This window comes from Pseudomonas sp. AC355, from assembly GCF_979258205.1.
Genome location: NZ_OZ409843.1, coordinates 2,571,510 through 2,588,396, shown reverse-complemented (window position 1 = coordinate 2,588,396; position 16,887 = coordinate 2,571,510). Strand labels below are relative to the sequence as shown.

At 63.0% G+C, this 16,887-nt stretch carries 11 protein-coding genes and 1 pseudogene; 4 read left to right on the top strand and 8 right to left on the bottom strand.

All coding sequences use genetic code 11. The annotated features are described in order from the left end of the window. The first annotated feature begins 205 nt into the window (after positions 1-205). The 3 genes from ACZ0AI_RS12205 (at position 206) to ACZ0AI_RS12195 (ending at position 7,015) form a co-directional block, all read left to right on the top strand. Positions 206-3,496 (top strand): transglutaminase family protein, encoded by a 3,291-nt coding sequence (locus ACZ0AI_RS12205; RefSeq protein WP_463562137.1) that lies wholly within the window; start codon positions 206-208, stop codon positions 3,494-3,496. 133 nt (positions 3,497-3,629) lie between these two features. After that, the gene (locus ACZ0AI_RS12200; RefSeq protein WP_463562136.1) at positions 3,630-6,122 is read left to right on the top strand and encodes a circularly permuted type 2 ATP-grasp protein; all 2,493 of its coding nucleotides are present in this window, start codon (positions 3,630-3,632) and stop codon (positions 6,120-6,122) included. Beyond that, the gene (locus tag ACZ0AI_RS12195; protein ID WP_463562135.1) at positions 6,119-7,015 is read left to right on the top strand and encodes a transglutaminase family protein; all 897 of its coding nucleotides are present in this window, start codon (positions 6,119-6,121) and stop codon (positions 7,013-7,015) included. Before ACZ0AI_RS12200 ends, ACZ0AI_RS12195 begins: the two co-directional genes overlap by 4 nt. 34 nt (positions 7,016-7,049) lie before the next feature. Here the strand turns inward: ACZ0AI_RS12195 and ACZ0AI_RS12190 are convergent, their stop codons facing one another. The 8 genes and pseudogenes from ACZ0AI_RS12190 to ACZ0AI_RS12155 all read right to left on the bottom strand — a co-directional run bounded on the left by ACZ0AI_RS12190 (position 7,050) and on the right by ACZ0AI_RS12155 (position 15,244). Beyond that, positions 7,050-7,343: a hypothetical protein gene (locus ACZ0AI_RS12190; protein ID WP_225838744.1), complete on the bottom strand. Its 294-nt coding sequence runs from the start codon at positions 7,341-7,343 to the stop codon at positions 7,050-7,052. Between the two features lie 174 nt (positions 7,344-7,517). Continuing rightward, the gene (locus tag ACZ0AI_RS12185; protein ID WP_463562134.1) at positions 7,518-8,849 is read right to left on the bottom strand and encodes a DUF58 domain-containing protein; all 1,332 of its coding nucleotides are present in this window, start codon (positions 8,847-8,849) and stop codon (positions 7,518-7,520) included. Positions 8,850-8,874: 25 nt separating this feature from the next. Beyond that, the gene (locus ACZ0AI_RS12180) at positions 8,875-9,921 is read right to left on the bottom strand and encodes an AAA family ATPase (RefSeq protein WP_463562133.1); all 1,047 of its coding nucleotides are present in this window, start codon (positions 9,919-9,921) and stop codon (positions 8,875-8,877) included. Then, positions 9,918-11,138, bottom strand: a complete 1,221-nt coding sequence (locus ACZ0AI_RS12175; protein ID WP_463562132.1) for a DUF4350 domain-containing protein — start codon at positions 11,136-11,138, stop codon at positions 9,918-9,920. Before ACZ0AI_RS12175 ends, ACZ0AI_RS12180 begins: the two co-directional genes overlap by 4 nt. Continuing rightward, positions 11,135-12,703: a DUF4129 domain-containing protein gene (locus tag ACZ0AI_RS12170; protein WP_463562131.1), complete on the bottom strand. Its 1,569-nt coding sequence runs from the start codon at positions 12,701-12,703 to the stop codon at positions 11,135-11,137. Before ACZ0AI_RS12170 ends, ACZ0AI_RS12175 begins: the two co-directional genes overlap by 4 nt. After that, positions 12,690-13,670, bottom strand: a complete 981-nt coding sequence (locus tag ACZ0AI_RS12165; RefSeq protein ID WP_463562130.1) for a stage II sporulation protein M — start codon at positions 13,668-13,670, stop codon at positions 12,690-12,692. The genes ACZ0AI_RS12170 and ACZ0AI_RS12165 overlap by 14 nt, the downstream gene beginning before the upstream one ends. Further along, on the bottom strand, positions 13,667-14,392 hold the full coding sequence (locus ACZ0AI_RS12160; RefSeq protein ID WP_463562129.1) for an RDD family protein: 726 nt from the start codon (positions 14,390-14,392) through the stop codon (positions 13,667-13,669). Before ACZ0AI_RS12160 ends, ACZ0AI_RS12165 begins: the two co-directional genes overlap by 4 nt. A gap of 90 nt (positions 14,393-14,482) precedes the next feature. Beyond that, a pseudogene (locus ACZ0AI_RS12155) lies at positions 14,483-15,244 on the bottom strand (DUF2189 domain-containing protein). A 189-nt stretch (positions 15,245-15,433) separates the two neighbouring features. Between ACZ0AI_RS12155 and sbcB the strand changes: the two are divergent. Continuing rightward, a complete protein-coding gene (gene sbcB, locus ACZ0AI_RS12150; protein WP_463562127.1) occupies positions 15,434-16,864 on the top strand; it encodes an exodeoxyribonuclease I in 1,431 nt (476 codons plus the stop codon). The last annotated feature ends 23 nt before the right edge of the window (positions 16,865-16,887 follow it).

The following is a 16,887-nucleotide window of genomic DNA, read 5'->3' as shown; positions in this document are numbered from 1 at the left end:
GTCTCGCTACTGAGTATGGCGATGGTAACGGAAGCGCAGTGCGCTGGCTAAGGTGCTGTTATGGTGCGTGATGTTCGTCGTGGGGCATGACCTGCCCTTTGCTGGGGCAGGGTCTTCGTCAAAGCGTTCTGCTCGCTGCTGCAGGCTGGCGCTGGCACAAGTCTTGCGCTTGCATCTCTATCGCCCAGGCTTGTAGGAGGCCGCCGTGTCGATTCATGTCGCGCTGCACCATGTCACCCATTATCGCTATGACCGTGCCATCAACCTGGGGCCGCAGATCATTCGCTTGCGCCCGGCACCGCACAGTCGCACACGGATTCTTTCCTACTCTTTGAGCGTCGAACCGGGCGATCACTTCATCAATTGGCAGCAGGATCCCCAGGGCAACTACCTGGCGCGCCTGGTATTCCCGGAGAAGACCCGCGAGTTGCGCGTCGAGGTGGATCTGGTCGCCGAGATGGCGGTGTTCAACCCGTTCGACTTCTTCCTGGAACCCTATGCCGAGCAAATCCCCCTGACCTATACGGCAGGCGAGCAGCGCGAGCTGGCACCCTATCTGGTCAAACTGCCGAGCGAACCGCGCTTTGCCGAGTACCTGGCGAGCATTGATCGCACGCCACGACCCAGCGTGGATTTCCTCGTGGCCCTGAATCAGCGCCTGGCTGCCGATATCAATTACTTGATTCGTATGGAGCCGGGCGTGCAGACGCCCGAGCAAACCCTGCTCAATGCCTCCGGCTCGTGCCGCGATTCATCCTGGCTGCTGGTACAACTGTTCCGTCATTTGGGTCTGGCCGCACGGTTTGTCTCCGGGTACTTGATCCAGCTCAGTGCCGACGTCAAATCCCTGGATGGGCCTTCGGGTACCGAGGTGGATTTCACCGACCTGCACGCCTGGTGCGAAGTTTACCTGCCGGGCGCGGGCTGGATCGGGCTTGACCCTACCAGCGGGCTGTTCGCCGGCGAGGGCCACATCCCTCTGGCCTGTAGCCCGGAGCCCTCGTCGGCGGCACCCATCAGTGGGGCGGTGGAGGATTGCGAAAGCGAGTTCAGCCACGAGATGCGCGTGGAGCGCATCTGGGAAGCGCCGCGGGTGACCAAACCCTACAGCGACGACCAGTGGCGCGACATCGTCGCGTTGGGCCAGCGCGTAGATCAAGACCTGCAGGCCGCTGACGTGCGTCTGACGATGGGCGGCGAGCCGACCTTCGTCGCCCTCGATTACCCCGATGACGCCGAATGGAACACCGCGGCCCTCGGGCCCAACAAGCGCCGCTTGGCCACGGATCTGTTCCTGCGCCTGCGTGAGCATTATGCGCCGGCTGCTCTGGTGCATTTCGGCCAGGGCAAGTGGTACCCGGGTGAGCAGTTGCCACGCTGGTCGCTGAATGCCTTCTGGCGCCGCGATGGCCAGCCGGTCTGGCGCAACGCCGAGCTGCTGGCTGACGAAGGGCGCGACTACGGCGCCGATGCGGAAATGGCCGCACGTTTTCTCGCCAACCTGGCCGAGCGCCTGGGTGTGGAGGCTCAACACTGCTTCCCGGCTTATGAGGATGGTCTCTACTATCTGTGGCGCGAAGGGCGCTTGCCCGACAACGTCTCGCCTGAAGATGCGCGGCTGAAAGACCCGCTTGAGCGTGAGCGCCTGCGCCAGGTGTTCGATCAGGGGCTGGATCGAGTGATCGGGCATGTTCTACCGTTGGCGCGCGATACGCGCCGGGCCGGCTGGCGCAGTGGTTCCTGGTACCTGCGCGATGAATATTGCCGCCTGGTGCCTGGCGACTCGGCGCTGGGTTACCGCCTGCCACTGGATTCGTTGCCCTGGGTCAAGGCTGAGGAATACCCCTACGTGACACCGGCAGACCCTTCTCAGGTATTCGCGCCGCTACCGTCCTCTGCTGAGCTTCAGTACCAGGAACGTGGCGTTTGGAATGGTGGCCGGGGGACTGGATCAGGCAAACCCAAGCGTGGTCAGTCAGCTGTGGATGTCGTGCGGACTGCGCTGTGCACTGAGCCTCGTGGCGGTCGCCTTTACGTGTTCATGCCGCCGCTGAGCGATCTCGAAGACTACCTGGCACTGGCCGCCGCCATCGAGGAAACCGCTGCCGAGTTGCAGTGCCCGGTGCTGCTCGAAGGCTGCGAGCCGCCGAATGACCCGCGCCTGCAATTCTTTCGCGTCACCCCGGATCCCGGTGTGATCGAGGTGAACATCCACCCTGCAGCGAGTTGGGACGAGTTGGTCGAACGCACCGAGTTCCTTTATGAGCAGGCCCGCCAATGTCGCCTGAGCAGCGAGAAGTTCATGATCGACGGCCGTCACACCGGCACGGGGGGCGGTAACCACTTCGTCCTTGGCGGGGCCACGCCGGCCGATTCACCGTTTCTGCGCCGTCCGGATCTGCTGCGTAGCCTGATCAGCTATTGGCACAACCACCCGTCGCTGTCCTATCTGTTCTCCGGGCTGTTTATCGGCCCGACTTCCCAGGCGCCGAGGGTCGACGAGGCCCGTAACGATTCGCTCTACGAGCTGGAAATCGCCTTCGCGCAAATGCCCGAAGCGGGGCGCGAGTGTCCGCCCTGGCTGGTTGACCGGTTGTTGCGCAATCTGCTGATCGATGTCACCGGCAATACCCACCGTGCCGAGTTCTGCATCGACAAACTGTATTCGCCGGATTCGGCCTCGGGGCGCCTTGGTCTGCTCGAGTTGCGTGCTTTCGAGATGCCGCCCAATGCGCGCATGAGCCTTGCCCAGCAACTGCTGTTGCGGGCGCTGATCGCGCGTTTCTGGAAAGAACCCTACAAACCGGCGCGCCTGGTGCGCTGGGGCACCGAGTTGCATGACCGGTTTTTGCTGGCGCATTTTGTCGAGCAGGATTTCGCCGACGTGCTTCAGGAACTGGCGCAGAGCGGCTACCGCCTGGGTGCTGAATGGTTTGCCGCGCACTTCGAATTCCGCTTCCCGCGCGCCGGGGATCTCAACGTCAAAGGCATCGAGCTGGAGCTGCGCCAGGCGCTGGAGCCCTGGCATGTACTGGGTGAGGAGGGCGCGGCTGGCGGCGCGGTGCGTTATGTCGATTCGTCTCTCGAACGCATGCAGGTCAAGCTCAATGGCCTGACACCGGATCGCTACGTACTGACCTGCAATGGTGTGCCGGTACCATTGCGCAGTACGGGCAAGGTCGGCGAGTTCGTCGCCGGTGTACGCTTTCGTGCCTGGCAGCCGGCGGCCTGCCTACAGCCAACGATAGGCGTACACGCGCCTTTGATATTCGACTTGGTGGATACCTGGATGAATCGCTCCATCGGCGGATGCCAGTATCATGTCACCCACCCGGGCGGGCGCAGCTATGAAAGCCTGCCGGTGAATGCCTATGAAGCTGAAAGTCGGCGCCTGGCGCGCTTCTTCCGCCTGGGCCATAGCCCGGGTAAAAGGCCGCTGCTGGCACCCATCAGTAATAACGAACTGCCCATGACTCTGGATTTGCGCCGAGTCTGACGACAGCGCGGGTTGGCAGCGGCTATTCTGTAACGCCGCGATGCTTAAGGTGTGTTCCCGTTTCGGCATGACTGAGCTGGAAACGGGAGCAGCCCCTAGCCTGTGGGTATGAGAAGACACTGTCGAGATCTTGATGCCAGACCTGCTTGCCGATTATCCGCTGACTGATGCGGCTTACCATGAGCTGCTCGATGCCAAGGGAGAGGTGCGTCCGCACTGGCGCAAATTGCTGGCCCAGTTGCAGCGCAGCCGCCCGGCACAGCTTCAGCAACGTCAGGCCATGCTGACCCGACAGATTCAGGAGAACGGCGTTACCTATAACGTTTACGCTGATCCTGATGGTGCGGATCGCCCCTGGGAGCTGGATCTGCTGCCCAACCTGATTCCCGCCGCCGAGTGGCAGACCATCGCTGCCGGGGTGGCGCAACGTGCCGCGTTGCTCGACAAGGTATTGGCCGACCTTTACGGACCACAACAGCTGCTGGCCGACGGCCTGCTGCCGCCAGAGCTGGTGTTCGGTCACGAGAACTTTCTCTGGCCTTGCCAGGGCTTGCAGCCACCGGGTGGCACCTTCCTGCATGTGTATGCCGTTGACTTGGCGCGGGCCCCCGATGGCCGCTGGTGGGTGACGGCCGATCGCACCCAGGCGCCTTCTGGCGCCGGTTACGCCCTGGAAAACCGGCAGATCGTTTCCCGCGCCTTTCCCGAACTGTACCGTGATCTTGGCGTGCAGTACCTGGCCGGGTTCTTCCGCACCCTGCAGGACACCCTGGCGCGTCAGGCACCCGCCGATGGCGAGACGCCGCTGGTGGTGGTGCTGACCCCTGGGCGATTCAACGAGAGTTACTTTGAACACCTGTACCTGGCCCGTCAGCTCGGTTATCCGCTGGTGGAAGGTAGCGACCTGACCGTGCGTGACGCCACCCTGTATCTCAAGACGCTGGCCGGGTTGCGCCGCGTGCATGCGGTACTGCGCCGTCTCGACGACGATTTTTGCGATCCCCTCGAGCTGCGTACCGACTCTGCTCTGGGCGTGCCCGGTCTCCTGGAGGCGGTGCGTCAGGGCCGTGTACTGGTTGCCAATGCCCTAGGTAGTGGCGTGCTGGAGGCGCCGGGCCTGCCGGGCTTCCTGCCGGCGATCAGCGAGAAGCTGCTGGGTGAGCCGCTGCTGCTGCCCAGCATTGCCAGTTGGTGGTGCGGCGAGCCGCCGGTACTGGAGGAGGCGCTGGAGAAATTACCGGAGCTGCTGATCCGGCCGAGCTTCCCGTCACAGAGTTTCACCCCGGTATTTGGCCGTGATCTGGATGCTGCGCAGCGTGCTGAACTGACCGCACGCTTGCGGCTGCGCCCTTATGCATATGTCGCTCAGGCGCTGGCGCAACTGTCCCAGGCACCGGTCTGGCAAGCCGAGGAAGGCAAGCTGCAATCGCGGGCCATCGGCATGCGCGTGTTCGCCGTGGCCAGTGCCGACGGTTACCGGGTGATGGCGGGCGGCCTGACCCGAGTCGCTGCGCAAGCCGACGCCGAGGTGGTGTCGATGCAGCGCGGCGGAGCCAGCAAGGACACCTGGGTACTCGGCGAGCGCCACGGCCCTGGTGAGCCCTGGCAGGGTATGCGCCCGCTGGGCGCCGCCGATCTGGTGCGCAGCGACCCCTATCTGCCGTCGCGAGTGGTGGAAAACCTGTTCTGGTTCGGTCGCTACAGCGAGCGCTGCGAGAACAACGCGCGGCTGCTGCGCATCATGCTCGGCCGTTACGTCGACGACGATGATGACCCGCAGGCCTTGGAGGCTGCGCTGGATCTGGGCGAAAGTCTCGGCTTGCTGCCGGATGAAGAGCACGGCGCGCTGGATGCCCGGCTGCTTGAGGCGGTGCTTGGGGACGAATGGCCGGCCAGCCTGCGTACCAATCTGCAACGCCTACAATGGACCGCCGGCAGCGTGCGTGGCAAGCTGTCCCAGGCCAACTGGCAAGCGCTGGTGGAGCTACAGCGCGATGCGCAGAATCTGGAAGCCCGTGGCGGCGACTTTGGGCAGTTGCTGGATTTTCTCAATCGACTGCTGATGTCGCTGGCGGCGCTCTCCGGTTTCGCGCTGGACGACATGACCCGTGACGATGGCTGGCGCTTCCTGATGATCGGCCGCTGCATCGAACGCCTGCAGTTCCTCTGCGACAGCGTCGGCAGCTTCCTGCGTAGCAGTACGCCGGATGATCAATCGGCTCTGGAGTGGCTGCTGGAACTGGGTAACAGCAGCATCACCTACCGCACCCGCTACATGGCGTCGGCACAACTGATTCCGGTACTCGACCTGCTACTGCTCGATGAGCAGAACCCCCACGCAGTACTGTTTCAGGTGCGTACGCTGTTGCGCTCCCTGGAGCGCCTGGCCGAACGCTTCCATCTGCCTGAGGCGCCGGCGCTGGCACAGCTCGAACGGCAATTGAGTGCTGTCGATCTGCACAGCCTGGAAAACCCGCTGTTCGGCGCTCGGGGCATTCGCGCGGTACTCGACGGCCTGGCCGATCTGCTCGAGGCCATTGGGCAGGCGTCCGGCAAGGCATCGGATGAGCTGGGCCTGCGCTTTTTCGTGCACGTTGCCGCCAGCCAGGGAACCCGGTCGTCATGAGTGCACGTTATCAGGTGTTGCACGACACCCATTATCGCTACGCTTCGCCGGTATCCCTGGCCCAGCAGTTGGCCCACCTGTGGCCGCGTGACTGTGCCTGGCAACGTTGCGAGGAGCGCCATCTGCAGATCACCCCGCAGCCCTGTCAACGTCACGATATCGTCGATGTATTCGGCAATCCGTTGACCCGCCTGGCCTTCGAGCGGCCCCATGACGCCTTGAAGGTCTGTGCGAAGCTGAATGTCGAAGTGCTGCCGCGGGCATATCTGGATCTGCAGGATTCACCGTCCTGGGAGTCCACCTGTGAAGCCCTGGGGTATCACGGACGGCCGTGGGAGCCAGAGTTGCTGGATGCCACGCGCTACCGTTTCCAGTCACCCTACGTGCGTCTGAAGCGCGCCTTCAGCCTGTTCGCTGATGATTGCTTCCTGCCCGAGCAGCCGCTGCTGCTGTCGGTGCGCGCGCTGATGCAGAAAATCTTCGACGAGTTCACCTTCGATGCCGAAGCCACTCAGGTGGCGACGCCGTTGCTCAAGGTGCTCGAGGAGCGTCGCGGGGTCTGTCAGGACTTCGCCCACCTGATGCTCGCCTGCCTGCGCTCCCGAGGCCTGGCAGCGCGTTACGTCAGCGGCTATCTGCTCACCCAACCGCCTCCCGGCCAGCCGCGTCTGATCGGTGCCGATGCCTCGCATGCCTGGGTGTCGGTGTATTGCCCGCGCAATGGCTGGGTGGACTTCGACCCGACCAACAACATCCTGCCGGCGCTGGAACACATCACCCTGGCCTGGGGCCGCGACTTCTCCGATGTTTCCCCGTTGCGTGGGGTGATTCTCGGTGGCGGTGATCATGATCCCGAGGTGCAGGTGACGGTCATGCCGTTGCCAGCCAACTGAGCGTGTCAGCCCGCTGAGTGGCGGGCTGTGGGGCTCAGCCGAGAATTACACGAATGACCGCAATTAGCTGGAAAGCACAGAAAAATCCCAAGGCGATGCGCATCGGCTTCGACAGATTGCTGCCCAGGCTTTCGCGCAGCGGCTGGAGCATGAACTGCGGCGTCAGCGCCAGGCCAATGACCAGCGAAACCACGGCGAACATTGAAAAGAACTCGCTGCTCATGGGCGGCACGCCCGATGTGAAGCCATACAGCAGGCAACCGATGGCCACGGCGAAGAATGCCCCGGAAATCAGGCGCTCCTTGGGTGTCCAGGAAGAAAAATTCACAGGCGTACGCTCCACAGGCGAAATCGATGGAGCGCAGTATAAGGAATGCCGAGTTCCAGGGCAGTAGCCAGAAACAAACAACCCTCCCCCGTAGCCTGCGGTTGAGCGCAGCGATACCCAGGGCGCGATCTTACAGGTATCGCTGCGCTCGACACTGGCTACCAAGGGCGTGCTTTACAACACCCCGGCCTTTTTCCACGCCAGATAACGGTTGACCAGCTCGGGGCCGAGTTCGCCCGGGCGGGCGTCCAGCACCGGGACGTTGTGAGCGGCCAGGCGCTCGTGCAGGGTGTTGCGTGCGTTGAGGTAATCCACGGCGCCGCAGTAGTTCAAGGCCGACTCGTAGTCGCGCACCTGGGTATGTCGAAGACTGTCGAGCACTTCCTCGCGCAGGCTGGCGATCAGCACCCGGTGCCGACGCTCCAGACGTTTCACCGCGCCTAGCAACTCCTCGTCGTCTTCGTCACGCAGGTTGGTGATCAGTACCACCAGGGCGCGTCGGCTCTGGCGGCTGAGCAGGGTATCCGCCGCCGCGGCGTAGTCGGCCGGGCGCTGGGTGCTCTGCAAGTCGTAGACCGTGTTGAGCAGCACATTGACCTGAGCCTGCCCTTTGACCGGCGCCAGGTAGCGGCTTTGCTCGCCGGCGAAAGTCATCAACCCCACGGCATCGCCCTGGCGCAGCGCCACGTAGCTGAGCAGCAGGCTGGCGTTGAGCGCGTGGTCGAAATGCGACAGCTCGCCGTCCTGGCTGCGCATGCGCCGGCCGCAGTCGATCAGGAACAGGATCTGCTGGTCACGTTCGTCCTGATACTCACGGGCGATAGGCGTGCGCTTGCGGGCAGTGGCCTTCCAGTCGATCTGCCGTAGCGTGTCGCCATCGCGGAATTCGCGTAGCTGATGGAATTCCTGCCCAAGGCCACGACGTTGTTGCTGGCGCACGCCCAACTGGGCGATCCAGTCGTCCACGGCCATCAGTTGAGCGCCGTACAGGCGGGCGAAATCCGGGTAGACGCGTGCTTCGTCGCGCACGTCCAGATAGCGCCGCGACTGCCAAAGACGCAGCGGGCTGGGCAGGCTGACCTCGCAGCGTGGAAAGACGAAATGACCACGCAGCAGCGGGCGCACCCGGTAGCTGAAGGTGGTCTGTTCGCCTGGGCGCAGTTCGACCTGTTGCGGCAGATGCTCGACAGCCATGTCCTGCGGGACATGATCGAATACCTGGATGTGCAGCGCACGCGGGTAGGCGTGATGGACGGTCAACTGCACATCGCTCCAGCGACCCAGTGGCAGGTTGCCCGGCAGGTGCCGCTGCAGACGCGGCGACGCCTGGCGGTACAGGCGCAGGGCGTCGATCAGCGCGGCGCCCGTCAGTACCAGCAAGGCTCCCCACCACAGCGCGACGAGGCGCTCCGGCACGGCGATGGACAGGGCGTCCAGCGCGCCGAGGAAGATGGCGACCACCAGCAGCCCGGCCAGCAGGCGGAGCAGGAGGGAAGAGGGCTTCATGCCGCGCTATCCAGGGTCGAGGTGTTCATAGACGGGGTGCGGGAACCTGATCGAGCAACTGCAGCAGCACCTGATCGATGGACAGCCCTTCGATATCCAGCTCCGGCGACAGGCGTACGCGGTGGCGCAACACGGCCAGAGCGCAGCCCTTGACGTCATCGGGCAGCACGAAATCGCCGCCACGCAGCAGGGCGCGTGCGCGGGCGCCGCGTACCAGCGCGATGGAGGCGCGCGGACCGGCACCGATGGCCAGGCCTGGCCAGCTGCGGGTCGCACGGGCCAGGCGCACAGCGTAGTCGAGTACCTGTTCGTCCAGCGGTAGATCGCCGGCGATCTTCTGCATGATCAGCACGTCCTTGGCCTGCAGCAGGGTGCGCAGGGGCGTGACTTCGAGCATGTCGGCCTTGGTCGAGCGCGATACCTGCCGCACCATGCTCAACTCTTCGTCCTGCTCGGGGTAATCCATGTGCAGTTTGAGCATGAAGCGGTCGAGTTCGGCTTCCGGTAGCGGGTAGGTGCCTTCCTGCTCGATGGGGTTCTGAGTGGCCAGCACCATGAACGGCAGCGGCACTGCCAGAGCGCGGCCCTCCAGGGTCACCTGGCGCTCCTGCATGACTTCCAGCAGCGCGGCCTGGGTCTTGGCCGGAGCACGGTTGATCTCGTCGGCGAGCAGCAGGTTGGTGAAGATCGGCCCTTTGCGCAGCTTGAACTGTTCGCTCTGCAGGTCGTACACGGCGTGGCCGGTGATGTCGCTGGGCATCAGATCCGGGGTGAACTGGATGCGTGCGAACTCACCGCCGAAGCAGCGGGCCAGGGCGCGCACCAGCAGGGTCTTGCCGAGGCCGGGTACGCCTTCGAGCAGTACGTGACCTCCAGCGATCAGCGCGGTAAGTACGTCGTCGATGACTGCCGTCTGGCCGATCACCGCCTTCTGCAGCTCCTGGCGCAAGGCCTGGGCCAACTGGCTGGCACGCTGACGCTGCTGGGCGATATTGCTGGCGGCTGGTGCGGCGGTGGTGCTGGCAGGCTCGCTGATCGGACTGCTCGGCTGGTCGGGCGTATGTTCGCTCATAGGGCATTCCTGAGTGTTTGCAGGTGGGCGACCTGACGGGTGAAGTCGCTGGCGGAAAGGCGTTTCTTGCTCAGTGGGCGCATGGCCTGGCTGATGGCTGTGGAAGGCTGGCGGCTGAGGCGGCCGAGAATCTGCCACTGATCGGCGACGCCCAGGCGCTCGAAGCCGGGATGCCGGCGTCGGGCGCGACGCAGGATGTCCTGCTGCAGGTTGTTCAGCAGGCGCTGCTGGCCTCCGTGACGAAGCAGGAAGTCGGCCGCACCGCGCAGGTGTTCCTGCAACTGCCTACGGCTCGCCGGTTGCGGCTGCAGCAGTGGGCCGCGGCGCTGACCGACGTGCCACAGCCCCAGGAGCAGCAAGAGGCCGAGGGCCAGCAGAGCCGGAGTGAAATGACGCTGCAGGAGGGTCAGCAGATTTTCGCGGTCGGCGTTGTAGACCAGGGTCACCGCGCTGTCCTGGGTCATGTACCAGAGTAGCCAGGCGTTGTCGTAATCGGCCAGGTTGGCGTTCTGCCAGACCCAGGCGTCGGTGACGATGCTGATCAGCCCTTCGCCGTGATAGATCTGCAGCAGGTGCGTGGCTTCGCCGCTATTGGCCCAGACATGGGCAAGGTTGTTGGCGTCGTACAGGTGGAAGTCGGTATCGAAATCGACATAGGCGGGTGCCTGCTCGTTCTCTAGATACAGCTTGGTCAACTGCGGATAAGCATCCGTCGGCTCTTCCTGGCTTTCCTCACTAGCGGGCTCCGCGGTTTCCTCGTCGGCAGCGCTGTCTGCTTCTTCCTCGTCTTCGTCGAGTTTCTCGACCGGGTATTGCTGCACGTTCAAGGCATCGAGCAGCAGGTCGCCGCTCTTGCCTTGCTCTTCGTCCCACATGCGTTCGGCGATAAATAACAGGTGACCGCCCTGTGCTGCCCACTGTAACAGGCGTTCGTTCTGGCGTGGCGTCAGGTTGCTGCGGTTACCGAGCAGCAGCAGGGTATGGCCGCGGCTGGGTAATTCGGCCAGGCCGGCAAGGTTGTCGGAACGCGCCACGTCCAGGCCCTGTTTGCGCAGAAAGTGCTCGGCGGCCAGATAGGGGTTGGCACGTGCCTCCGGAGATGGCCCGTGGCTCACTACATCTTCGTAGGGCTCGGCACGGCTCAGCATGTAGCTGCCGAGCAGGCCTAGGCCCAGTACCAGCAGGGCGCCGATGACGAAACGTGCGGTGCGGTTCATGGCCGGCCACCGTGTTCGATCAGGCGTCGCCAGTCATTGCATAGGGCCGGGCGCGCCTCTGTCGGCGGCAGGTGGTGGCCGTAGGCGAGGTTCTGCCAGTGACGGGTCAGGGTCTGGCTGAAATTGCTGAGTTCCGGATCGTCGAGGCCGTCGACCAGGGGCAGCACCTCGGCTTCGGTATGAGAACTCTTGAGCGGCAACTTGTGGTCGTGAATCAGGCGGCTGAGCAGGGCGCGGTAAAGCAGGCCCAGGGCTGCCCGTGGGTCGTCCTGCCAGAGACGTTCGGCGGTGCTGGCGACATCGTCCGGCAGGCTCTGTGGCAGTACTTCCAGGCCGAACAGTTGGTCAGGTGATTGATTTTTTACCGGCATGCGCAGCCGAGTACGGCCAGCGAAGGTGCTCAGCCATTCGCGGTAGCGCCAGAGCACCAGGCCGATGATGCCGATCAGTAAGGCCCACAACAGGGCTTCGAAGAACAGCGCGATGCCTTTCAAGGCCGTCCAGTTCTCGAGCATCTCGAACAGGCTTTCCAGCGCCTTGCGGGTGTCTTCCGAGGGTTCTTCCTGCTTGGCTTCGTCGCCAAAGCGCCAGCGCGTCACCGTCTCGCGGTTCTCGAAGGGTGGTTCGTCGAGAATCGCCAGCACCGATTCGCGCGAGGCCTCGCTGCTCAGCGGCTGCGCGAGCATGCGCGGAGCCTGTGGCCCGTTCGGGTCTTCGCTGGGCAGCGGGCAGCTGTGCGGCGTATCTGCCAGGGCTGGCGTCGGCACGTTAATCAACAACATGCCGCAGCCCAGCAACAGTGCGTAGGCGACACCGGTGAGGCGCTGGCGCAGACGACGGAAGGTCAGTTCGATGTCCCAGCCTTCCAGCGCAGTGCGACGGTTCAGGTACAGGCTGAAACCACAGGCGACGTAGATCGGCTCCCAGAGAATCAGCAACAGCACGTAGGCCAGGTTGGAGAGGTGCTCCAGCCAGAACCAGTCGCTGGTGTCGCCATTGATCAGGCTCTGCCAATCCCACTCGGTGGATACCTGAGTGGGTATCAGCAGGTAGACCAGGCTGCCCAGCCCGATCCACAGGGCCGTCTCGAGGTGCACGCCAACCACGGTCAGCCAGGTTGCGGCGCCGGCATCACGTTGCGCCAACACGTTGAGGCGTTGCGTACGTTCCTTGCCCTTGAGGCCTTCGAGTTGCAGTACTGGCAGGTCGAAGCTGCGCGACGGGCTGAAGCGTCGCCAGGTCAGGCTGGCCAGCAACTGCGGTTTGAGCAGGCCGGGGAAAGCCTTGAGTGCCTGCTTGAAGGTCGGCGTATCGCCAAACAGCGCGCGCGAGAGAATGTACAGCGGTAGCCGTTCGTAGGCCGGCTTCAGCCACCAGAACACCAATATGGCCCAGGTGGGGTACTGCCACAGCAGCGCACAGAGCAGGGCGAAAATCGGTACGGTGACGGCCGCCCAGCTGGCCATCAGCAGGCCGCGATGACGGCCTGCCATGAGCACACCGAGATCGATGGCTTCCCAGGGCGTGCGCGGGCGGATCGCCACGCTGGCATCAGTCAGGCGCATGCTGCCCCCGACCGGCCAGGCACAGGTAAGCCAGCACTAGCGTCCAGAGTCCGGCGCCCACCGCGTATTTTATATGCGCGGTGGCGAAGGTCATGGACGACCAATAAGCCTCGATAAAGGCGGCGATCAACAGAAACAGCGCAGCGCCGCCCAGCAGGCGTACCGCGCGCGTCGCGGCCAGGCGTAGGGCTTCGCCACGCGGCAGGCGCCCGGGGGCGAGCAGCGCCCAACCGAGCTTGAGGCCCGCGGCGCCGGCCAGGGCGATGGCGGTCAGCTCGAAGGCACCGTGACCGATCACGAATGACCAGAAGGTTTCGCTGTAGCCCAGTTGCGTCAGGTAACCGGCCACAGCACCGATCATCAGCCCGTTGAACAGCAGGAAGAACAGGCTGCCGACGCCGAACAGCAGGCCGCTGGCAAAGGTCTGAAAGGCGATGCCGATGTTGTTCATGATGTAGTAGCCGAACATCATCCAGTCATCCCCGGAGTCGCGTTCGCCGAAGCGTCCGAGGCGCGAGGTGTCGGGGTCGTACATGCTCTCCATCTCGCTGACCCGGCCGGGATCCATGACGCTGTAGACGAGATCCGGAAACAGGTAAACGAGGGTGCCCATGACAGCCAGGCTGCCGAAGAACAGCAGGCTGGCGATCGTCACCAGGCGCCATTCCTCACGTACCAGGCGCGGAAACCCAGCCAGTACGAAGCCGATCAATTGCGGCCCGATGGCGCTGCGGTGACGATAGAACTGTTGGTGGCCGCGCAACGCCAGTTGCTGCAACTCATCGATCAGGTGGTTGCTGTAGCCGCGCTCCCTGGCCATCGCCAGGTGCTGACAGAGGCGCCGGTAGTCGGCGGCGAAGGTACGGCTTTTTTCCGCTTCGGCGCTGCCTTTTTCCAATCGACCTAACTGCTCGCTGAATGCCTGCCACTGGGGCTGGTGCCTGGATTCGAAAAGACTCTGCTTCATGTCGGACCCAGCAAGCTGCGGGCGATGCCGTTGATTCTGCCTTCCGCCTGCTCGGCATCCACCTGCAGGGGCGCGGCGAGAATGGCCGCCAGCTCGGTGCGCCGAGCAGTCGATAGCCCTTCACCGCGTTCGGCGAAGGCGAGCATGGCGCGCTGCTCGGCGAAGTCGAGAGGGAAGGGCGCACGCAATGCTTCGGCCTCGGGCAGATTGGGGCGTTCGATGGGCTGATCGCGATAGACCACAAGAGTACCGGCAGCAATGTCGCCGAGACGTTTGAAAGCGCGATTGCTCAGGCAACTGATGATGCCCAGGGTATAGGCGAATGGCAGCAGGTCGACGAAGCGCAACAGGTTGCGGGTCAGCGAGGCCGGCCAGCCGATTGGTGTGCCATCGTCATGTACCACGCGCAGGCCGAGTAGTTGCTTGCCGGGTGAGCGGCCCTGGTTGAGCACTTCGAACAGCACCATGTACCACCAGGTCACCAGAAACAGCACGATAGTCGCGAGGCCCATGCCGAGTTGGCCGAACATACCTAGCGTCAGGTAGACGACCGCGAGAATCGCGCCGCGGATCAGCAGGTCGATGGTAAAGGCCAGCGCCCGTGGTACCAGGCCGGCTGGGCGCAATGCCAAGTCGATGCCTTCCGGAGTTTCCACCTGATAGCGCGTGTCCAGCACCGGGTGCTGTTGTCGAGTGAGAGGGGAAATAGAAGAGGGCGGCATCGTCACGTCATATGAGCAAAGCCCGATGCTAGCCAGCAGCGAGTCAGGAAGCAACCTGGCCGCGAGAAACGCGGCCAGGTGAGGGGGGGCTTAGCGAGTAGCTGGCAACACGCCGAAGATGGTGCGGTACAACACGCCGATGGCCATTACGAACAACGGTACGGTTCAGATCAGGCCGATGAACACCGGGATGGCACTGATGGCGAGGATCAGGCCGAGCAGCAGGAACAGGCCGAATACCTTGAACCAGTGCTGAGTGATGGCCTTGCGCGACACTTCCATGGCCTGCCAGGGCGACAGGCCACGCTCGACGATCAGCGGAATTGCCAGCATGTAGGCGACTGCCAGATAGATGCCCGGAATCAGCAGCAGGATCATGCCGAGGTAGATAAGCAGCATCATCAGTACGGCTGCGATCAGCAGCGGTACGGTGCGGCCGAAATGGGCGAAGATTTCATTGAAACTGAATGGCTGGCCTGCAGCGCGGCGAATGCCGATCATGTTCAGGCCGGCGATGAAGGGGTAGGTCACCGCAGACGCGAGAACGGTTGTAACGATCTGACCGATGATGATCAGCGCCAGGTTATTGCTGAATACCGTGAAAATGCCGAGTGCGCCACCAATCACGAACATGGCGACAAACATCACCACGTAAAAGATCAGAAAGCCGCCGACGATGATGCCTTTGGTGCCCTTGGTCAGTTGCCAGGCTTCGCTGATCAGCGCGCTGATACTGAAGTCGTAGCCACGGCTCAGGGCCTGCTCGATGCTCGGCGCATGATCGCTGTTGGGCGTTTCCTGCAATTCACTGGTGGGAACGGCGTAGGGGTTCGTGGAGAGAGTGTCACTCATGATTCATCCTTGGCGAGTGTGAGTAAGATTGTTTCGTAATATTAATGGCTAGGCTAAAGCGTCACAAGGGCAAGCGCCCTGCCGCTTTGCTCAGGCGTGAGGTCGGTCAAGCTTTTCATCGTGTTTGTGGTTTGTGATGAACCTGTAACGAACCTAGACTGCAGCGCTCAATCGCCATAGGAGCACCTCGTGCCCACCAGCCTCTTCTGGTACGACTATGAAACCACCGGCATCGACCCGCGCCGTGATCGGCCACTGCAGGTCGCTGGTATCCGCACCGATGAACAGCTCAATGAAATAGAGGCACCACTCAACCTATATTGCCAGCCCAGTGATGACATCCTGCCGCACCCTGCCGCCTGCCTGATTACCGGCATCGGCCCTGATCGGCTGGCCAATGACGGGCTGGGCGAGGCCGAGTTCATGACGCGCGTGCATGCCGAACTGGCGCGCCCTGGCACCTGCGGGGTTGGCTACAACAGCCTGCGTTTCGATGACGAGGTGACGCGATACAGCCTGTATCGCAACTTCTTCGATCCCTATGCGCGGGAATGGCAGGGCGGCAATAGTCGCTGGGATCTGATCGACATGGTGCGAACCGCCTACGCACTGCGCCCGGAGGGCATCGAGTGGCCGCAGGGCGAAACGGGGGTCAGTCTCAAACTCGAGCAACTGACCGCTGCCAACGGTATCGCGCATGGTCAGGCCCACGATGCGCTGTCCGACGTGCGCGCGACCATTGCCCTGGCGCGCCTGGTGCGTGAGCGCCAGCCAAAACTCTACAATTACCTGTATGGGCTGCGCGGTAAGCAGAAAGTGCTGGATCAAATACGCCTGTTGCAGCCGTTGGTGCACGTGTCCGGCAGGTTTGCCGGGGCGCGTCACTATCTGGGAATCGTATTGCCGCTGGCCTGGCATCCGCGTAATCGCAATGCACTGATCGTCTGCGACTTGCACCTCGATGCCGCTCCGTTGCTGAGCGAAGATGGCGAAACGTTGCGCCGCCGCCTTTACACCCGTCGAGACGAGCTGGCCGAAGGGCAGCAACCGGTGCCGCTCAAACTTATCCATATCAACCGTTGTCCGGTGGTTGCTCCCTTGAGCGTGCTACGCCCTGAGGATTGCCAGCGGCTGCAATTGGATAAAGCCGATTACATGGCCCGCGCACAGCGTCTGATCGATTGTCAGCTCGAGTGGCAGGACAAATTGTCGCAGGTCTACGAGGAGGAAAATTTTGCCGCCGGGATTGATCCGGAACAGCAGTTGTATGACGGCTTTATCGGAGATCGTGATCGACGATTGTGTGAGCAAGTGCGCAATTGCGATCCACAACAGCTAGCAACTCAACGCTGGCCTTTCGATGATCATCGGTTGCCCGAATTGCTGTTCCGTTATCGGGCTCGCAACTTTCCCCTGACCTTGAATGACGAGGAGCGGCAGCGCTGGCACGAACTCTGTCAGCAGCGCCTGAGTCAGCCTGAGTTCGGTGCACCTAATACGCTGGCGAGTTTCGAGGTGGAAATGGTGCAGTATCTGGCCACGGCGACAGATGCTCAGCGAGTGGTATTGCAGGGGTGGAGAGAGTATGCCGAACACTTGCGCCAGCGTTACACGCTGTAAATCTATAGATGGATAGTGCGGTG

Excerpts from the sequence above, each read along its gene's own strand:
- ACZ0AI_RS12200 (WP_463562136.1), top strand. The coding sequence starts at position 3,630 with ATGCCAGACCTGCTTGCCGATTATCCGCTGACTGATGCGGCTTACCAT.
- ACZ0AI_RS12195 (WP_463562135.1), top strand. The coding sequence starts at position 6,119 with ATGAGTGCACGTTATCAGGTGTTGCACGACACCCATTATCGCTACGCT.
- ACZ0AI_RS12185 (WP_463562134.1), bottom strand. The coding sequence starts at position 8,849 with ATGAAGCCCTCTTCCCTCCTGCTCCGCCTGCTGGCCGGGCTGCTGGTG.
- ACZ0AI_RS12180 (WP_463562133.1), bottom strand. The coding sequence starts at position 9,921 with ATGAGCGAACATACGCCCGACCAGCCGAGCAGTCCGATCAGCGAGCCT.
- ACZ0AI_RS12175 (WP_463562132.1), bottom strand. The coding sequence starts at position 11,138 with ATGAACCGCACCGCACGTTTCGTCATCGGCGCCCTGCTGGTACTGGGC.
- ACZ0AI_RS12170 (WP_463562131.1), bottom strand. The coding sequence starts at position 12,703 with ATGCGCCTGACTGATGCCAGCGTGGCGATCCGCCCGCGCACGCCCTGG.
- ACZ0AI_RS12165 (WP_463562130.1), bottom strand. The coding sequence starts at position 13,670 with ATGAAGCAGAGTCTTTTCGAATCCAGGCACCAGCCCCAGTGGCAGGCA.
- ACZ0AI_RS12160 (WP_463562129.1), bottom strand. The coding sequence starts at position 14,392 with ATGCCGCCCTCTTCTATTTCCCCTCTCACTCGACAACAGCACCCGGTG.